12 protein-coding genes are annotated in these 17131 nt (G+C 44.3%); 1 reads left to right on the top strand and 11 read right to left on the bottom strand.

Annotation, left to right across the window (positions count from 1 at the left end):
• Nucleotides 1–158: 158 nt before the first annotated feature.
• From MUY27_RS16260 to MUY27_RS16245, 4 genes are all read right to left on the bottom strand, one after another.
• Nucleotides 159–419: a hypothetical protein gene (locus MUY27_RS16260; protein ID WP_245131741.1), complete on the bottom strand. Its 261-nt coding sequence runs from the start codon at nucleotides 417–419 to the stop codon at nucleotides 159–161.
• 538 nt (nucleotides 420–957) lie between these two features.
• Nucleotides 958–2160: a sugar transferase gene (locus MUY27_RS16255; RefSeq protein WP_245131739.1), complete on the bottom strand. Its 1203-nt coding sequence runs from the start codon at nucleotides 2158–2160 to the stop codon at nucleotides 958–960.
• A 6-nt stretch (nucleotides 2161–2166) separates the two neighbouring features.
• Nucleotides 2167–2571, bottom strand: a complete 405-nt coding sequence (locus MUY27_RS16250) for a response regulator transcription factor (RefSeq protein ID WP_245131737.1) — start codon at nucleotides 2569–2571, stop codon at nucleotides 2167–2169.
• A 110-nt stretch (nucleotides 2572–2681) separates the two neighbouring features.
• Nucleotides 2682–3479 (bottom strand): glycosyltransferase family 2 protein, encoded by a 798-nt coding sequence (locus MUY27_RS16245; RefSeq protein WP_245131735.1) that lies wholly within the window; start codon nucleotides 3477–3479, stop codon nucleotides 2682–2684.
• Between the two features lie 94 nt (nucleotides 3480–3573).
• Here MUY27_RS16245 and MUY27_RS16240 point away from each other — a divergent pair, with 94 nt between their 5' ends.
• Entirely contained in the window at nucleotides 3574–6186 is a 2613-nt protein-coding gene (locus tag MUY27_RS16240; protein WP_245131733.1) for an MGH1-like glycoside hydrolase domain-containing protein, read from the top strand.
• Nucleotides 6187–6250: 64 nt separating this feature from the next.
• Here the strand turns inward: MUY27_RS16240 and MUY27_RS16235 are convergent, their stop codons facing one another.
• The 7 genes from MUY27_RS16235 to MUY27_RS16205 form a co-directional block, all read right to left on the bottom strand.
• Nucleotides 6251–6751 (bottom strand): DUF4251 domain-containing protein, encoded by a 501-nt coding sequence (locus tag MUY27_RS16235; RefSeq protein ID WP_245131731.1) that lies wholly within the window; start codon nucleotides 6749–6751, stop codon nucleotides 6251–6253.
• Nucleotides 6752–6880: 129 nt separating this feature from the next.
• Nucleotides 6881–8764, bottom strand: a complete 1884-nt coding sequence (gene htpG, locus MUY27_RS16230) for a molecular chaperone HtpG (RefSeq protein ID WP_245131730.1) — start codon at nucleotides 8762–8764, stop codon at nucleotides 6881–6883.
• Between the two features lie 85 nt (nucleotides 8765–8849).
• Complete coding sequence (locus tag MUY27_RS16225) at nucleotides 8850–9383, bottom strand: NADPH-dependent FMN reductase (RefSeq protein ID WP_245131728.1); 534 nt, start codon at nucleotides 9381–9383, stop codon at nucleotides 8850–8852.
• Between the two features lie 18 nt (nucleotides 9384–9401).
• On the bottom strand, nucleotides 9402–10745 hold the full coding sequence (locus MUY27_RS16220; RefSeq protein ID WP_245131726.1) for a sensor histidine kinase: 1344 nt from the start codon (nucleotides 10743–10745) through the stop codon (nucleotides 9402–9404).
• Complete coding sequence (locus MUY27_RS16215; protein ID WP_245131723.1) at nucleotides 10735–12090, bottom strand: sigma-54-dependent transcriptional regulator; 1356 nt, start codon at nucleotides 12088–12090, stop codon at nucleotides 10735–10737. The genes MUY27_RS16220 and MUY27_RS16215 overlap by 11 nt, the downstream gene beginning before the upstream one ends.
• Nucleotides 12091–12234: 144 nt before the next feature.
• Nucleotides 12235–13875 (bottom strand): RagB/SusD family nutrient uptake outer membrane protein, encoded by a 1641-nt coding sequence (locus MUY27_RS16210; RefSeq protein WP_245131722.1) that lies wholly within the window; start codon nucleotides 13873–13875, stop codon nucleotides 12235–12237.
• A gap of 19 nt (nucleotides 13876–13894) precedes the next feature.
• Complete coding sequence (locus tag MUY27_RS16205; RefSeq protein WP_245131720.1) at nucleotides 13895–17089, bottom strand: SusC/RagA family TonB-linked outer membrane protein; 3195 nt, start codon at nucleotides 17087–17089, stop codon at nucleotides 13895–13897.
• Between the last annotated feature and the right edge of the window lie 42 nt (nucleotides 17090–17131).

Below are 17131 nucleotides of genomic sequence, written 5' to 3'. Positions count from 1 at the left end.
AAAGATTATCTAAAGGAATACGCTCTGACAATTGAAAGTTGGTAAACAGTTTCTCCTGATAATGTTTCTTCCCTTGCATGCTTTAAGATACTAATTGTACCTTAGTTGTGCAACAGCCACTTGTAGCTCGTGCCCCCCGCGCCGTTAAAGACTAAACCTTATCGTCCCGATAGAAAGCCAACTGTTTTAGGTTCTTTAATTTCTACAGCGAAGCCTTCTAAAAAAAGCTGGTCGTCTATGTATTTTACCCGCAGGGTGGTTTCGTCTACTTTAAAGTTCTGCGCTTTTAGCTGCTCGTTAATCCGGTCGGTTATGGCGCGTGTTTCAAAGCTTTTGGTTATGCGCAGGTTGTCGTCTATTGATGCAAGGGTAATGCCTTCTACTTTGTATGAAAATCCCAGTATGTTTTTCTCTGCCATGTTGTTTAAGTAAATGTTGGCGGTAAGGTAAATATTATTCCGCCACTTCGGTAGCCGGAAATAGCAAAACGCAGGGAAATCGCTTTTAAAAATAACAAAGGAGTCGTGCTGAACTTGTTTCAGCATTCCACTTATGATGTGATCTTCATATCGGCCTTAACAATGCGTTTACCTGTCATAAGAGATACCGAAACAAGTTCGGCACGACTTTAGGATTGCGTAAAAAAGTTAAAAGCAATTTAACTTGTAATAAACGACGATATTCAAATTTTCAATCAACAGATCTATTTTCAATAAACAGTCGCTCATTGTAAAGGTAGGGCTCATGATATGGTGACACCATACCGGCAGCAATCCTGACTTAAAAGTTATAAAACCTATGGCAGGCCGGTAAATGTGGCGAATGTGGCAGCTCTGGCGAATACGGCAGACGTGGCAGCCCTGGCGAACTGGTTTTTACCAGCCAGCCGGCCGGAGAGATTAAAGCAAAAAAAAAGAGGCTGTCGCCTCTTTCCTTGTTTATATAATTTGAATGGGGTCAAACGCTTTCCTTTTGCAGTAACGCAGGGATGGTTTTAAAGATCAGTCGCAGGTCGTTTCTTAAACTGTGATTTTTGGCGTACATGTTATCCAGCATCAGGCGTTCTTCTTCGCTCATTTCGCCTTTACCGCGTTTTTCTACCTGCCATAGGCCGGTAATACCCGCAGGGGCATGGAAGCGCAGGGCATACTTATCTGTCGTTAATTTTTCGGCTTCGTATAAAGGCAACGGGCGGTTGCCTACCAGGCTCATGTCGCCAATGAAAACGTTCCAGAGCTGCGGTAGTTCATCCAAACTGGTGTTACGGATAAAGTTACCCACCTTGGTGATCCGGGGGTCGTTCTTGATTTTGAAGAAAGCCGAACCTTTTGCAAATTTCTTATTGCTGGAGTAATCTTTTTCGCACCAGCTGTTTTTGTCGGCATAGATCGGGAACTGGCACTTGCCGGATTTTAAACAATCGTTACAAAGGGTTGGTGTCGCAGGGTCTGCAGACACATCAGCCGTTCCTGCATCAATGTTGTATTGGTTCAGGTGGCTAAGGTCTTTCAAACGCTTATCGGCATTTACGTACATCGAGCGGAACTTGTAAAACTTAAACACCCGGTAACCGGTACCCACGCGCAGCGAATAATAGAAAGCCGGCCCCTTAGATTCCAGCCTGACTAATAAATAGATCAGCAGGAAAACAGGGGAGAGGAAAAGCAATGCCATGCCCGAAAACACGATATCGAATATGCGTTTGCCTATCGGCACGGTATAAGTATCGGTAACCTTCTCGTGTACCTTACTCTTAATTTCAGACCAATGCCTGATGATGAAGTTAACACGCGTAGCAACGTTATGATATTTAACCGGCACCTTAAAGGTATCAACCACACCGGCACTTAAAGCCAGTTTGCGCAGGTTGCTGTTCAATTGATTCGAGATCAGGAAGAAAGGTACTTTAGGCAGGCCTTTATTCTTTAGCCCTTCTAACAAACTAATGCCTGAGGGGCCCAGTATCTCGCTTTGGGAAATAATACAGGCGATAGCCAGCTTTTTGTTTTCCCATTCGGCGGCAAGTTCAACGCCGTTATTGAAAAAAAGCAGTTTTTTCCCTTCGAAGTCGCAAAGCTCCAGTTTTTGCGCTGTATCTTCCGCCGCGTGAATTACGGCAATGTACTCAACACCTTTATCCGCAGTAATAAAATCGCTCATAAAAAATCAATACACAAATCTACCAACGCGTCTTAAAATGGCACGTACACGTGCTTCGAGTTCAGCGGGGTTAAACGGTTTTACAATAAAGTCATCCGCGCCGCTGTCCAGGCATTTGATACGGGTGTCAGAACTATCCTCGCCCGAAAGAATAATGATGGGTATAGATTTAAAGAAATCGCTGGCATTCAATTGCGCCACCAGTTCCAAGCCGCTTAAGTTAGGTGTATTCAGGTCAGAAATGATCAGGTCCGGAATATTTCCGTTTTGAATGTAAGAAAGTGCGTCCATTGCGGTCGGGCAAATTTCTACATCGTAAGACTTGCTCAGAAATTTTTTGATAATCAACTGCATGTAAGCGTCGTCCTCTACAGCGAGTATCTTGGTGCGTTCGGTATCAGTTATACCCATTAGAAAGTAGTTTGTAAATCAGTAGCTAATATACCTAAAGTTAATTTTTTTATTACCTGCTTACGTAATAAAATATTGTAAAGTTTCGTTACGGGGCAAATAAACAGGTCTTACTTACCAAATACGCGTTTAAAGCGCTTGGCAGTGGCTTTCCAAAGGCCGCCATCTATCTGGATGCGTCTGTCCGTAGTCCACACAATTGCTTTGGGGCTGGTTACCCGGTACAATTTGCCAAAACCTTTGTCGCGTAGTTTTAACGCCAGATAGCCATCTTCATTAGTGCCGGGCGGGTGATTGAAGCTATCCACTTGCAGGCCTTGTTCGCGCCTGAAGCCAGAGTTGAACCCGTAAACGTTCACTGCTTCGTTCTTAAAATACTTGTTGTAAAGCCGGGTAAAATCGGCAAAGTACTCGTAAAAAAAGTAAGTAAAACGGCCTGTGCTGCCTACCGGGATGAACGAGAAACGGCCATAAGTAATAGCAACCGTATCTGAGTTTGCCAGCGGCTTCACCATTTCTTCTATCCAGTCTTTCGGGTAGATGGTATCAGCGTCGGCATTCAGGATGTATTTCCCCGTGGCGTTCGCCAAACCTGTATTGCGCGAAACGGTGATGCCCTGTGTGGTTTCCCTAACGCAATTTACGCCGCATGCCAGCACCAGTTCTTCGGTTTTATCCTTCGAATTGTTATTCACCACCAGAATTTCTACGGCGCGCGATGTCTCATTATTGCAGAGCGAGGCCAGTGTCTGGACGATGGTTGTTTCTTCGTTATATGCCGGGATGGATACGGTTACCTCGGCCGGGCCGGATTTCCTGAGCTTTTGGTAGGCCTGCTTAACTTCTTCAGGGCTAATGGCATCATTAATATAATGGCTGATGTGTGCAGGTATCCGGAGCGGCCTCATTTCTATCAAGGGGAATTATGTGCAAAATAATACCTTTTACTATAAAATATATATTAATGTTGCAATAATTATTCACCCGAATACTTTTAGCATCATGAATGCAGAGCAACAGCGACTTTTAAAGCCTGATTGGAAAAAATGGGGGCCGTACGTAAGCGACCGGCAATGGGGTACCGTACGGGAAGACTATAGCGCCAACGGCGATGCCTGGAATTATATTACGCATGATATGGCTCGCAGCAAGGCCTACCGTTGGGGCGAAGACGGTATTGCGGGTATCAGCGATGATCAGCAATATTTGTGTTTTGCTGTTGCCTTTTGGAACCAGAAAGACCCGATCATAAAAGAGCGGTATTTCGGTCTGAGCAATCCGGAAGGTAACCACGGCGAAGATGTGAAAGAACTGTATTACTACCTGGATAGCGCGCCTACCCACTCTTACATGAAAATGCTGTACAAATATCCACAGCAGGCTTTTCCGTACGAGCAATTGGTAGAAGTTAACCGGAGCCGCGGGCGTAACCAACCGGAATTTGAATTAATTGATACCGGTATTTTCGACAGCAACGAATACTTTGATGTGTTTGTAGAATACGCCAAAGACAGCGAAGAGGATATCTTGGTGAAGATAACCGTATTTAACCGTGCCGATAATGAAAGCAGCCTGAACGTGTTACCCACGGTATGGTTCAGGAATAGCTGGAGCTGGGGCAGGCACCAGTCCGTGCCAACCATTACCGGTGGTTCGCACGGTACCATTGAGCTTTATCACAAGCAACTGGGGCACTATTGGTTAACTGCTAATGGGCAGCCCGAATGGCTTTTCTGCGATAACCATACCAATACCCAAAGGTTATATAACCAGCCAAACAGTAACAGCTACTTTAAAGACGGCATTAATAATTACGTGACCAGGGGCGAAGCGACGGTTAACCCGGAAAAAAAAGGAACCAAAGCTGCCGCGAATTACCTGCTTACCATCGCTGGTGGTAAAAGTGCAACTATTAAGCTGCGGCTTAGTAAAGATGGCCCCAAGAGTTTTGATGATTTCGACGCTGTTTTTGCTTCGCGCATCGCCGAGGCCGATGAATTTTATAGTGGCATCATTACTAAAGATGCAAGTGCGGATTCTGCACTGATACAACGCCAGGCTTTTGCCGGAATGCTCTGGAGCAAGCAGTTCTATAACTATAACTTATACCAATGGTTTACCGGCGATCCGGCTCAGCCCACGCCTTCGCCGCAACGTTTAAAAGCGCGGAACAAGGATTGGAAACACCTGGCTGCAAGGGAAATTATTTCTATGCCGGATAAGTGGGAGTATCCATGGTTTGCTGCCTGGGATCTGGCGTTTCACTGCCTTCCGCTTGCTGTTGTAGACCCGAAGTTTGCCAAGCAGCAATTGCTGCTGCTTACCCGCGAATGGTACATGCACCCTAACGGGTTGCTGCCCGCTTATGAATGGGAATTTAATGATACCAATCCACCCGTACACGCCATGGCCGTATGGAAGGTTTACAAGATTGATAAAGCAGCTAATGACGGAAACGGCGACCTGTTTTTTCTCGAGTCTGCCTTTCATAAGCTGATGCTGAATTTCACCTGGTGGGTTAACCGAAAGGACTCGGCCGGTAATAATATTTTTGAAGGCGGCTTCCTGGGGCTTGATAATATCGGCGTTTTTGACCGCAGTGCGCCGCTGCCGACAGGTGGTTATATAGAACAGGCCGACGGCACTTCGTGGATGGCCATGTATGCGCTTAACCTGATGCGTATTGCCATAGAGCTTTCTAAAACCAATAAAACTTACCTGAACATCGCCGGTAAATACTTTGACCACTTTATGTATATCGCCGGGGCGATGGCGAACATTGGCGATGAAAATATTAACCTTTGGGACCAGGAGGATGGCTTTTTTTACGATCAGCTGCAGTTACCAGATGGTAGCAGCAAAAGGCTGAAGGTACGCAGTATCGTTGGCTTAATACCTTTGTTTGCCGTGGAAGTGTTAAGTGAAGAAGATATCATGACCATGCCGGCCTTTAGCGACCGTATGAAGTGGTTTTACGAGAATCGCCCTGACCTTGCCGACCTGGTATCGCGATGGTATGAGACCAATAGCACCGGCTTGCGGTTGGTAAGCCTGTTGAGAGGATACCGCTTAAAAATGCTGCTGAAACGTATGCTGGACGAAAGCGAATTTCTGAGTGATTACGGCGTTCGGTCTGTTTCCAGGTATCACCTGGATCACCCCTATACCATCGAAGCCGCCGGGCAGCAATTCAGTGTAAAGTACTTACCTGCCGAAAGTGATAGCGGGCTTTTTGGAGGGAACAGCAATTGGCGCGGGCCGATATGGTTACCCATTAACTACCTGTTGATTGAAAGTATGGAGCGCTTTTATGCTTTCCTTGGCGACGATTTTAAAGTGGAATGCCCGACAGGATCCGGTGTGTTTTTGAACCTGAAAGAGGTTGCACACGAGCTAAGCCGGCGCCTGACAAATATTTTCCTTAAAAACGAAAGCGGTAAAAGAGCGGTATTCGGGAATGATCTGCGGTTACAAGACAATCCCGAGTTTAAAGATTATATCTTATTTCACGAATACTTTGATGGCGACACCGGCAGGGGCTTGGGCGCTTCGCACCAAACCGGCTGGACCGGCTTAATTGTTAACGGTTTGGGGGTTAACCTGCACCAGAATTAAAGCTAACCTAACGGTATTTAAAGAACAAAAGCTACCAATTTAACGGTAGCTTTTTCAGTTTTTTTTATTTGGATTTATTGGCCGACACCATGCCGTCGAATGTGATCGGTGATCGGTTAGTAATAATCATGCTCAAATTTGCGTATGCCGCTGCGGAAATGTAAAAGGTAAGTGTCTGCATGTATTTTACATCATGAGGGTGGATGGTTACAGTCCAGCCGTTTTTTTTACGGTCGGTCACCTCGTAACTAAAATTCGTCGAGGTAAATTTCAACCCGCCGTCGCTGGGGTTATAGGGCACGTCAAAATAGGCCCGGCCAAAATAGGGCAGAAAAGCAATCAGCGAGTCTTTGGTCACCTTTACATCATAAGTACTGGTAAGGTAGCGCTGGCCGCCGCCCTGCGGGTTGGCATATTGGGCATCAAACTTAAAGTTATGATCGTCTATCATTTGCTTTACCTCTGCGCGTTTCGCTGCATCTTTCTCTTTTTTACTTTGTGCAAATAGTAGGCTACCGCTCATCATTATGCTGAAAAGCAGTGAGATATATTTGATTCTTCTCATTTGTCCGGAGTTTCAATTATAACGTTTTGCAGTGGCTTATGTTGCGGTTCAGTTTCAGTTATTAAGACTGTTAGAAGCAACAAAGCCACCCCGAGGTGGCTCTGTTTAAAAATATTGAATAGCTGATCGTTAGATCAGGTTAACGCTGCGGTTCACAAACTCGGTAAGGTCTGCACCTGTCAGTAAACCTTGTGAAAGCAGGGCCAGGTCGAAGGCTTGTTTAGCCAATTGTGCCTGCGCATCGGCGTTCTCTTCGTTCAAAATGCGGTTGATTAATTTGTGATTGCCATTTACAACAACTTTGTAGTTATCCGGCATCTGTCCGTAGAAGCTCATGCCGCCACCCATCGCCGCCATATCTTTCATACGGCGCATAAACTCATCGCGGGTAACAGTTACCGGTAATTCATCAGGGCTTAGGCTTTCCAGCTCTACTTTAAACGCAGGCTTGTTAATCGCCTGATCAAAGATGGTTTTTACTTTGGTGGTCTGTTCTTCTGTTAGTACAGATTCCGGCGCTTCATCTTTTTTAATCAGTTTGTCAGCAACATCGGCATCAACACGTTTTAACGAAGTTTTTTCTAACTTTTGCTCTAACTGGCTTACAAAGTGGTTGTCGATCGGGGTATCTAATACCAATACATCATAACCCTTTTTGTTGGCAGACTGAATGAACGCGTGCTGCTGGTCTGCATTGTTGGTGTACAGGTAAACCAGCTGGCCGTCCTTATCGGTTTGCAGGGCAGAAACCTTTTCCTTGTATTCGTTCAGCGTGAAGTTTTGTTTCTCTGTATTGGTTAACAACACAAAGTCTTTTGCTTTCTCGTAAAACTTCTCATCGCTGATAAAGCCGTATTTTACGAAAAGACCAATATCGCTCCATTTTTCTTCATAGCCTTTGCGGTCGTTTTTAAACAACTCTGCAAGTTTGTCGGCCACCTTTTTGGTAATGTAAGTATTGATCTTTTTAACGTTGCCGTCGGCCTGCAGGAAGCTGCGTGATACGTTCAGCGGAATATCCGGCGAATCGATCACACCATGCAACAGCATCAAAAATTCTGGCACAATATCTTTTACCTCATCGGTGATGAATACCTGGCGCGAAAATAATTTGATTTTGTTGCGCTGAAATTCATAATCGTTCTTCAGCTTAGGGAAGTACAGAACACCGGTAAGGTTGAACGGATAATCTACATTCAGGTGAATCCAGAATAAAGGATCTTCTGAAAAAGGATACAGCTCTTTATAGAAATTCAGGTAATCTTCGTCTTTTAATTCAGAAGGCGCTTTTGTCCAGATCGGGTTGGTGTCGTTAATGATATTATCAACCTCGACAGATTTGTATTTGGTTTTGCCTTCCTCATCCTGGCCATCTTCTTCAGATTCAGTTTTGGTTCCAAATTTAATCGGCACCGGTAAAAACTTGGCGTATTTATCCAATATCTGCTGAAGTTTGTATTGATCCAAAAACTCTTCGTTTTCGGCATTTACATGTAAGATAATATCTGTACCACGGGTAGTGCGGGTGCCTTCGGTAATTTCAAATTCTGTACTGCCATCGCAAATCCAGCGTGCAGATTCGGCACCGTCCTGGTAAGAGAGGGTGTTGATCTCTACTTTATCTGCCACCATGAAGGCAGAATAGAAACCTAAACCAAAGCGACCGATGATTTCATTGGCATCTTTAGCTTCCTTAAATTTCTCCATAAACTCGGTAGCGCCAGAGAAAGCAATCTGGTTGATATACTTCTTGATCTCTTCGGCAGTCATACCGATACCCGCGTCTGAAATGGTGATTGTTTTTTTATCAGTATCGAAAGCAACTTCTACCTGCAGGTTTCCCAGTTCGCCGCTATACTGACCTAATGACGCGAGACGTTTGATTTTTTGCGTAGCATCTACCGCATTTGACACTAATTCGCGTAAGAATATCTCGTGGTCAGAGTATAAGAACTTTTTAATTATCGGGAAAATGTTCTCGGTGTGGATGGAAATTGTTCCTTTTTCTTGCATAACAGTAAAATGTAATGGTGATTTGATTGTAGGTTATCAATCCGCATTCCAAACGTCAGTGGGTTGACAATTTGTCAGCGTAATGTTATTGTAGGTTGGTATTGATTAATGATTGCAGTGCTTTTTGCGCGTCGGCTAAAGTAGCCGGATCACTTATCTGGTTCTGTTCATTCAGCTTTCCTTTTATCCACGAGATTAACAGCGTAGTATCTTCTGTAATTTTTGCGTTCATTGCCGTTAATACCAGTTGAATAGACTGATGCGCGTGTTCGCCCAATCCCGAAGCGGTAATTACCGCTACAGGTTTATTTACCAGTTCGCCGGATGATACCACCCAATCCATGGCATTTTTTAATGCACCCGGTATCCCGTAAGCGTACTCCGGGGTACAGATCAATAAGGCATCGGCAGATTTTAGCTGATCGCGAAAATGGGCCACAGAAGCAGGGGCCGGGTCGATATCTTTTTCAGGATTAAACGCCGGTATTTCTTCCAATCCTTCACATAGCAACAGTTTAAATGGCTCTTCAAGCAGTGCTGATAGCTGTTCTAAAATGGCGGTGTGCGCAGCGCCTTGCCTAAGACTGCCCGAAATGCCGAGAATAGTATACCTTTCCATCGGGTGTAAAGCTATACTTTAAAACGTAAGGATAAAAGCAGAGCCCTTGCCTTCCACAGATTGTACCTGGATATTGCCTTTATGCAATAGCATGATCTGTTTACAAAGGCTTAAGCCGATACCGCTTCCGGTTTTGCGTGTGCTAAAGAAAGGAATGAAAATCTTGTCCAGCAATTCTGGTGGCATACCTACGCCATTGTCTGTTATTTTAATAATGGTTTTATTGTTGGCTCCCACTTCTGCAGAAAGGGTGATCTGCGGTTCTTCACGTTCTTTCACCGCCTCGATGGCATTGATCAGGATGTTGATCAGCACCTGTTCAATCAGGTTAAGGTCTACTTCGATAGCCAGTGACAAATCCCTGATGATGATATCCAGCTCGATGTATTTCTTCTCGAGCGTGGGTTGCATCAGGGTATTCAGGTTCTCGAACAAGTCGCACACCAGCACGCGTTGCAGATCCAATTTGGTGATCTTATTCAGGTTACGGTAACTCTCGGTAAATTTCAACAAACCCTCGCTGCGGCGTTTAATGGTATCTACACCAAGTTCGATATCTTCCAAATCATCCGGAGCGATGGCCTGTTCCTTATCCAGGGATTGAAGCCTGTTTTTTAGCGTATCGGCGAGGGACGAGATTGGCGCCACCGAGTTCATGATCTCGTGCGTCAATACGTTTAACAATTTGGACCACGCCTTTGATTCGTTTTCGTCAAGCGCTTCGCTTACGTTCTGGAAAGCTAACAGCCGGTAAACTACGTTCTCGCTACGGATTACGCTGGATGTGATCAGCATTTTATAAATCTGCCGTTCACGGGTAAATGAAATTACCTTGCTTTCGCCGGTTTTTAAACTTACCACTTCTTCGTAAAGCTTTTCGTCGCGTTTTTCAAGCGATTGAAAAGTTTTCAGATAGGGGATACCTAATAGTTTTTTGAATGATTCGTTGATCCAGGCTACATCGCCGGTTTCGATCTCGTAAGAAAGGATACCGGTATCTACCAGCTCCAGAATCTTCTGAAGATAATGATACTGGGTTTCGCGTTCGCGGCTGATTAGCTTAAACGCAGAATAAATTTCGTTAAACCCCTTTCTAAGTGGCTTTAACTCGTCCGGGGCTTTGTGTTCATCAAAATGCCTCGAAAAATCGCGGTATTGTATAGAACGCACAAATTGCTCTACCTCTTCCTGTTGCTTTTTCTGAAAGCGGATCAGCTCTATTACCTCGTAAATGATTATGGGCGATAAGGCCACCGCATAAATGTAATTATGCTGAACGATGAAAAAAGAAGACAAGCCAAGGCTGACAAACAGGATAGCTACCCGCAGGATGAGCCGCCACTCGTACCGGTTAAATATCATATTTATTTAATCTACGATAAAGCGCAGTGCGCGTTAAGCCCAGTTCTTTTGCGGCACGGGTGATGTTGCCGTTATGTTTTTCAATTACCTTCAAGATGGCGTTTTTCTCCAGCGCGCTTAGTTGCAGGTTGTCATTTTCGTCCTCTGCGCTGCTGATATTGTTCTCCAAAGCAGAAAAAAGCAGGTCATCTGCTTTTAAAACAGCATCGTCGGCCATAATAACGGCACGTTCAATGGTGTATTGTAACTCGCGTACGTTGCCGGGGTAGTGATAACTTTTTAATTTTTGAACAGCGCTATTGTCAAAATCTATCGCTGGTTTTAAATACTTGTTAGCGTACAAAGCAGCAAAATGCCGGGCTAATAGAATAATATCGTTGCTTCTGCGGCGCAATGCGGGCATGGTTATTTCGACCGTGTTGATGCGGTAGATCAAATCCTTACGAAAGCGGTTTTCGTTAGCCAGTTCCTGCAGTGGCACGTTTGTAGCGCAGATTAACCGGATATCTATATCTACAGGTTTGTTGGTGCCCAACCGGGTAACCTGTCGGTTTTGCAAAACGGTTAATAATTTGGCCTGTTGCTGTAGGCTGATGTTTCCAATCTCATCGAGGAATAGGGTGCCACCCTGTGCTTCTTCAAAGCGTCCGGCGCGGTCTTCCCGGGCATCTGTGAAAGCTCCTTTCTTGTGGCCGAATAGTTCGCTTTCGAACAGGGAATCTGTAAGCGCGCCGACATCTACTTTAACAAAAGGTTTACCGGCACGTAAAGAACGTTCATGTATGGCTTTGGCCATCAAATCTTTACCGGTGCCGTTTTCACCCAGGATAAGGATGTTGGCATCGGTAGGCGCAATCTTGTTCACTTTGTGAAAAATGTCGCTCATGGCTTCAGACTCACCGAGGATAAGGGTAGAGGTACCCTTGTTTTTAGAAAGTTTGGCAGATTTATCTCCTTCTTTTTTATCCAGCAGATCGCCAATGGTTTCCAGTAGTTTTTCGTTATGCCATGGCTTTACCACAAAATCATTAGCGCCTTCTTTCAACGAGCGGACTGCCAGATCGATATCGCCATAGGCCGTGATCATGATCACGCATAGGTTCGGCTTCCATTCTTTCACTTTGCGCAGCCAGTAAATTCCCTCGTTGCCGGTATTAATGGCACTGTTGAAATTCATGTCCAGCAGCAGCAGATCTACTTCGTTTTTCTGCAGCAGCCAATTTAAATTTTCGGGGTTTTTATCTGTTATAACCTCTTTGGCTTCGGTTTTCAGCAATAGTTTTACGGCGGTTAGTACATCCGGATCATCATCTACTACCAGAACTGTTGCTTTTTTTAATATCATTTAGCTTAATATTTAGGTTTAAGAGCTTAAAGTTAACAAAAAAGATTTCACAGTTAACAAGACGCGCCGAAAGCAAAAACGTTGCAAAAAAAAACTGCCGGCTCGCCCGGCAGTTTTTTACTTAACTATTAACTGAAATTACAATCAGTTCGGATTTTTGGTTGGCGCACTGCCCGACGCCGGTGGGTTATAAGCTAACTCGTTATCTGGAACATCCCAGTAATCCAAGAAGTTATAATTGATGGTAGCTTTTGTGTTTAATGTCGCACTGTTATCTATCACAACTGCATTAGTGCGTCCGCCTCCGGCGCTTACATCATTGATTACGCCCCATCTGCGAGCGTCGTAGAATGATAAGCCACGGAAGGCCAGTCCGATACGGCGCTCTCTCCTTAATTCTTCTTTCGCTACCGTTATATCGTTTGTTGTGCCTGAAACGTGTGCCAGTCCTGAACCTTCATAGTCACGAACGTTGTCAATGCTGGTTAAAGCGCCAGGTATATCGCCCAGATACAATTTCGCTTCTGCTTTCATTAATTCATTCTCTTCGTAACTGCCGGCTAAGAATAATTCGTACCCGCCAACGTTACGGTTAGAAAATTGAATAACACCGCTTGGGAAATTGGCAGCCGTACCTGCGTCAACCAGGGTATAACGGGTATTGAAAATATTGCCGCGGTCTGAGTTGCCTATCCAGGTTTTGGTAAGTGCAACGTTTGCTAGCCTTTTATCACCCGCTTTAAAGTCCTGCACCCAGCGTTCGCTTAACTTATAGGTGTTTGCTCCTGCGCTTGGCGCTGTAGTTTTTGCAGAAACGGTACCACTTGTAGGATCCAGGAAATCACTTGTTGCGTTAGAACGCCCGGTAAATACCAGGTCGCTCTGGCCAATACCCGCGTTTGTCAACGAAAGTATAGAGGTCCATTGAGCGGTGGTCATTTTAGCTACCGGCGTATTAACCAGGATGTTTCTTGCTTTCAGGGTGTTGATGTTTTTTACCCACTGGCTGGTACTTAATACGCCACCGTGCCCAACCTGGCAAAAGTCAGGAATTAATTTACCTAAAACAGCGCTGTAGGTTGCTGCATCTGTAATACCAGACAGGGTTGTTGCTGCTTTGTCAAGGTTGGCGTTAGATTCCGTGATTATTGCCTCTTTGGTAACGTAATTACCATTAGTTGCACCAGGTGTATTAACAATCAGGCCGGCATAATAAATTGACCCGATATGGGCGTAAGCAAAACCTTTCCACCAGTAAGCCCAAGCTTGTAAAGTAGCTTTTTTTGCGCCCGCATTACCTGTAAACGTAGTTTTGTTGGCAATGTCCAGAATGTTATTACATGCATTGATTAAATTATACATGTAAGCCCATTCGTAATAGGTTGGGTTTTGCCCCTGGTTCCCGTTTAGATTGACAGCCCTTAAAAAATCGTGCTGTTTGGCCGGCGCATTTGGGTTTACTACTTTGTTTCCGTTATCAAGGATTACATAGTCTGGACAGCCAATCTGGTTAATATAAGCATTAGCCGCTTCTGCACCAACCTCGTCACCCATCATTGAATGAAAGCCCATTGCACCTGACCAAAACAAGCCGAAAACACCGTCACCATATTTCAGTTCTCTGAAGCCGTCCTGATAAACACCGCCTTGTGCAAGGGAGATTACGCCAGATTCAGTACTGGCGCTCTGAACGGTGGGACTATTCGGGTTTTCTACATTGAGTTCTTTCTTGCAGGAAGTTACAACCGCCGCAAGAATTAATATCGTTAATATCGTCTTTTTCATGTTCATCATTTTTTTCGTATTACAAACCCACATTTAAGCCTAATTGATAAGTTTTAAGGTTTGGTATGGTGTTGTGATCTACGCCGCGGTCGAAGGTAGAGTTGCTCGAACCGGAACTAACTTCGGGATCATAGCCAGAGTATTTGGATATGGTAACCAGGTTACGGCCGGTAAATACCAGTTGTAGTTTCTTGACAGATGGCCTGTTAAGTAGTTTGTTAAGATTAACGGCAAATGAAAGGTTGCGCAAACGTGCAAATGAAGCATCTTCATAGAAGTAGTTTTTTGTACCGTTGCGTGATACCTGCGCATAAACACCTCTGTAGAAAGCAGTCCATGCACCTGTTTGCCCATCAATGGTAATTGGTTTATCATAGTCACCGCTGATACCATCACGATACATCCATTCTTTAGTTTGGTTGTAAATGTGGCTTCCGTAAACCCAATCCACCTGGAAAGAAACGTTGATCAGGTTATTAAATCCAAAATTGTTGATGAAGGACATGTTGAATTTCGGATTAGGATCGCCGAATGCGTATTGGGTCGGTGTTACATAAGGCTGCTTAGTAGTTTTGCTCACTACCCAGCCATTGCTTGCCACGGTGTAGTTTGCCTGTTGTGCCTGAGGAATATAATAACTACCATTTGGCGCTTTTTCATCTACAGCATGCAGCATTAAATAACCGTAAAGCTGCCCGATTTTGTCACCGGCCTGTAATACGTAATTTGTACTTCCGGCGTTAGAGGTAACTACTACCGGTGCGCCTATGATTTTAGAGATGATGGAGTTGCTTCTGCCGAAGTTAGCCGTAAAATCCCATGTGAATTTTTTGCTTTTGTAGCCAGAGAAATTCAAAGATGCCTGAACACCATTAGATTTTAGTCCGAATGCGTTTTGTTTCGTAGAACCTAAACCTGTAGAAGGAGCCAGGTCGACGTTATAAATTGTATTGTCGGTCTGTCTTTTCCAGTAAGTAAATGATACCTGGAAGTTGTTAAACCAGTTCGTGTTCTTTAAACCGGCAATAGCGATATCGGTACCAAACTCTGTTTCTTTAGAAACTTCTACGTTAAGTAGTGGATTTCCGGGATTGTTAGGGAAATAAAACGCACTTGTACTGCCTATGTTTTTGGTTCCAAGCACAACGTAACGGTCATAAGCAAATGGCTGTATACCTGCTTCACCGTATGCACCTCTTAATTTCACTTCTGGGAAAATTTTACCCAAGCCGCCGTCTTTCCAGAATTCAAAAGATGATGGTCTTAGATAGGCGTTCAATCTTGGGAAGCGGAAAGGTTTCGAACCTTGTCCGAAGGCAGAAGAATAGTCGCTTCTGAAACCGCCTTCCACACCACCGTATTCACCGTATTCGATCTTTTGGTTTAACAGGTAACCAAAGGTGATGAATTTAGTAGTGTAGTCGTTAATTGTCTTGAATACAAGGTAGTTAGTGAAGTTGAACGGTGTGTAAGAGGGAGCATCAGCACCATAGGTGTAAAAATCGTGCTGATAATCGTTACGATAATCATACGAAAATTGCGTGGTAGTACGTATTGGGATTTTTAAATGGAAATCATTTTGAAAATCTGTACGTAATGTTGCAGTAGCAATAAAGTTTTGAAAGAGGTGAGTAAATTCGTCGTGATCGTTCTCACCTGTTTGATCAATCTGCGCTGCTCCGTATTGGTTAGTAGCCCAGGTTTGCCAGTAATCAGAGTTAGCATTATCATCCTGCGGATTGATAACATAATTATTATTCTCTCTCCGATAGTTTATGCCATACTTAGCATCAAGTTCCAAAAATTTCGGGAATGTATAATTCAATTGGAAGTTTTGGATGATGTCCGTCTTATAATTTTTCTGATGCTCGTATTGGAACTGATAGTTAGGATTGTAACCGTTAACGCCGGTTGCATCGCCGAAGTAAGAACCGTAATTACCTAACGCATCGCGGTAACCATAGTTAGCAAAAGGCCTGGTATTGTTCAAAGAATATAAAATGCCGCGGCCGGTTTGATCTAACAGGAAATTACGTGTATATACTAATTGTGTGTTGGTTCTGAATTTTAAACCTTTAAAAAGGTTAAAAGTAATATTTGAAGAAACGTTTGATCTGTTAAAATCACCGTTGTTCTTAAATACTGTATTAGAATAGTTGTTAGCGGCTGAAAAATTGTATTCAACCTTTTCAGAACCACCATAGATACTCAAAGCCGAGTTATTGGTGTGCGATTTACCAAAAAATTGCTTGTAATGATCCTGGTAGGGCAATAAACTGTTATATGGTTTATTGTTTTGGTTAGTTGGGTCTAAACTGTTCCAGGTTACGTTATCGAGGAATGACCCGGTGGTAGGGTCGAAGGTGAGCGGTTTGCCGGTAGAAGCACTTAAAATATTACCGCTTGCATCTGTAACCAAGCTATGATATTGCGCTTTATGGACATCGCCGTGATTGATCAGTTCGTTAACCGATTGCGAAGTAGAAAGATCTATGCGTGTTTCGCCCACTTTACCTTTCTTTGTAAACAACTGGATAACACCGTTTGCACCCTGCGCACCGTAAATAGTTGCAGACGCCGCACCTTGAACTACTTCGACGCGTTCAATGTTGTTCAGGTCGATAGAGTTTAGGTCCGTCGCGGCTAGTTGCACGCCGTCTATCAAGATCATAGGCGAAGTACCACCCTGGATGGTATTAATACCTCTTAATACGATGTTTACAGGCTGGCCAGGGTTACCGTTTACGCTGGAAATCTGCGCTCCGGGGATTTTACCTACTAATGCCTGGTCGATAGAAGCTGTTGGCGCTGCAGGCAGGTCCTTCGCAGAAACAGATTCTACCGAGATACCCAATCTTGCTTTACTGGTGGCCACACCAGCACCAGTTACCACCACCTCGTTCAGTTGTTTGTTGTTGGTTACCAGTTTTGCGTTAACAATGCTGCCATTGATGGGTACTTCAACGGTAGTGTAACCAATAAAGCTGAAGACAAGGCTGTTGACCCCCGAGGGGACTTTAAGAGAGAAGCGGCCATCACCTCCGGTCTGGGTACCTACCCTGGTGCCTTTGGCGCTTACTGAAACTCCGGGAATTGGTAGCCCGTCATCTTGTGCTGTTACAGTACCGGTCACGGTACGGGTTTGTGAATAGGCGAGTTGGCCTACCAGTAACATCAAAACCCATAGCAAATGCTTGCGTAAGTGTTTTTTCATACGTTAATAAGTCAGTTAGTTATTACCCCAATATATGATGTA

Source organism: Mucilaginibacter straminoryzae (assembly GCF_022953055.1).
Lineage (GTDB): Bacteria > Bacteroidota > Bacteroidia > Sphingobacteriales > Sphingobacteriaceae > Mucilaginibacter > Mucilaginibacter straminoryzae.
The sequence above is the reverse complement of the archived record's forward strand: the minus strand, read 5'-3'. Positions and strand labels throughout refer to the sequence as shown.

Coding starts and splice junctions, on each gene's coding strand:
- MUY27_RS16250 (WP_245131737.1), bottom strand. CDS start 2,571: ATGGGTATAACTGATACCGAACGCACCAAGATACTCGCTGTAGAGGAC.
- MUY27_RS16260 (WP_245131741.1), bottom strand. CDS start 419: ATGGCAGAGAAAAACATACTGGGATTTTCATACAAAGTAGAAGGCATT.
- MUY27_RS16245 (WP_245131735.1), bottom strand. CDS start 3,479: ATGAGGCCGCTCCGGATACCTGCACACATCAGCCATTATATTAATGAT.
- MUY27_RS16210 (WP_245131722.1), bottom strand. CDS start 13,875: ATGAAAAAGACGATATTAACGATATTAATTCTTGCGGCGGTTGTAACT.
- MUY27_RS16240 (WP_245131733.1), top strand. CDS start 3,574: ATGAATGCAGAGCAACAGCGACTTTTAAAGCCTGATTGGAAAAAATGG.
- MUY27_RS16220 (WP_245131726.1), bottom strand. CDS start 10,745: ATGATATTTAACCGGTACGAGTGGCGGCTCATCCTGCGGGTAGCTATC.
- MUY27_RS16225 (WP_245131728.1), bottom strand. CDS start 9,383: ATGGAAAGGTATACTATTCTCGGCATTTCGGGCAGTCTTAGGCAAGGC.
- MUY27_RS16215 (WP_245131723.1), bottom strand. CDS start 12,090: ATGATATTAAAAAAAGCAACAGTTCTGGTAGTAGATGATGATCCGGAT.
- MUY27_RS16205 (WP_245131720.1), bottom strand. CDS start 17,089: ATGAAAAAACACTTACGCAAGCATTTGCTATGGGTTTTGATGTTACTG.
- htpG (WP_245131730.1), bottom strand. CDS start 8,764: ATGCAAGAAAAAGGAACAATTTCCATCCACACCGAGAACATTTTCCCG.
- MUY27_RS16255 (WP_245131739.1), bottom strand. CDS start 2,160: ATGAGCGATTTTATTACTGCGGATAAAGGTGTTGAGTACATTGCCGTA.
- MUY27_RS16235 (WP_245131731.1), bottom strand. CDS start 6,751: ATGAGAAGAATCAAATATATCTCACTGCTTTTCAGCATAATGATGAGC.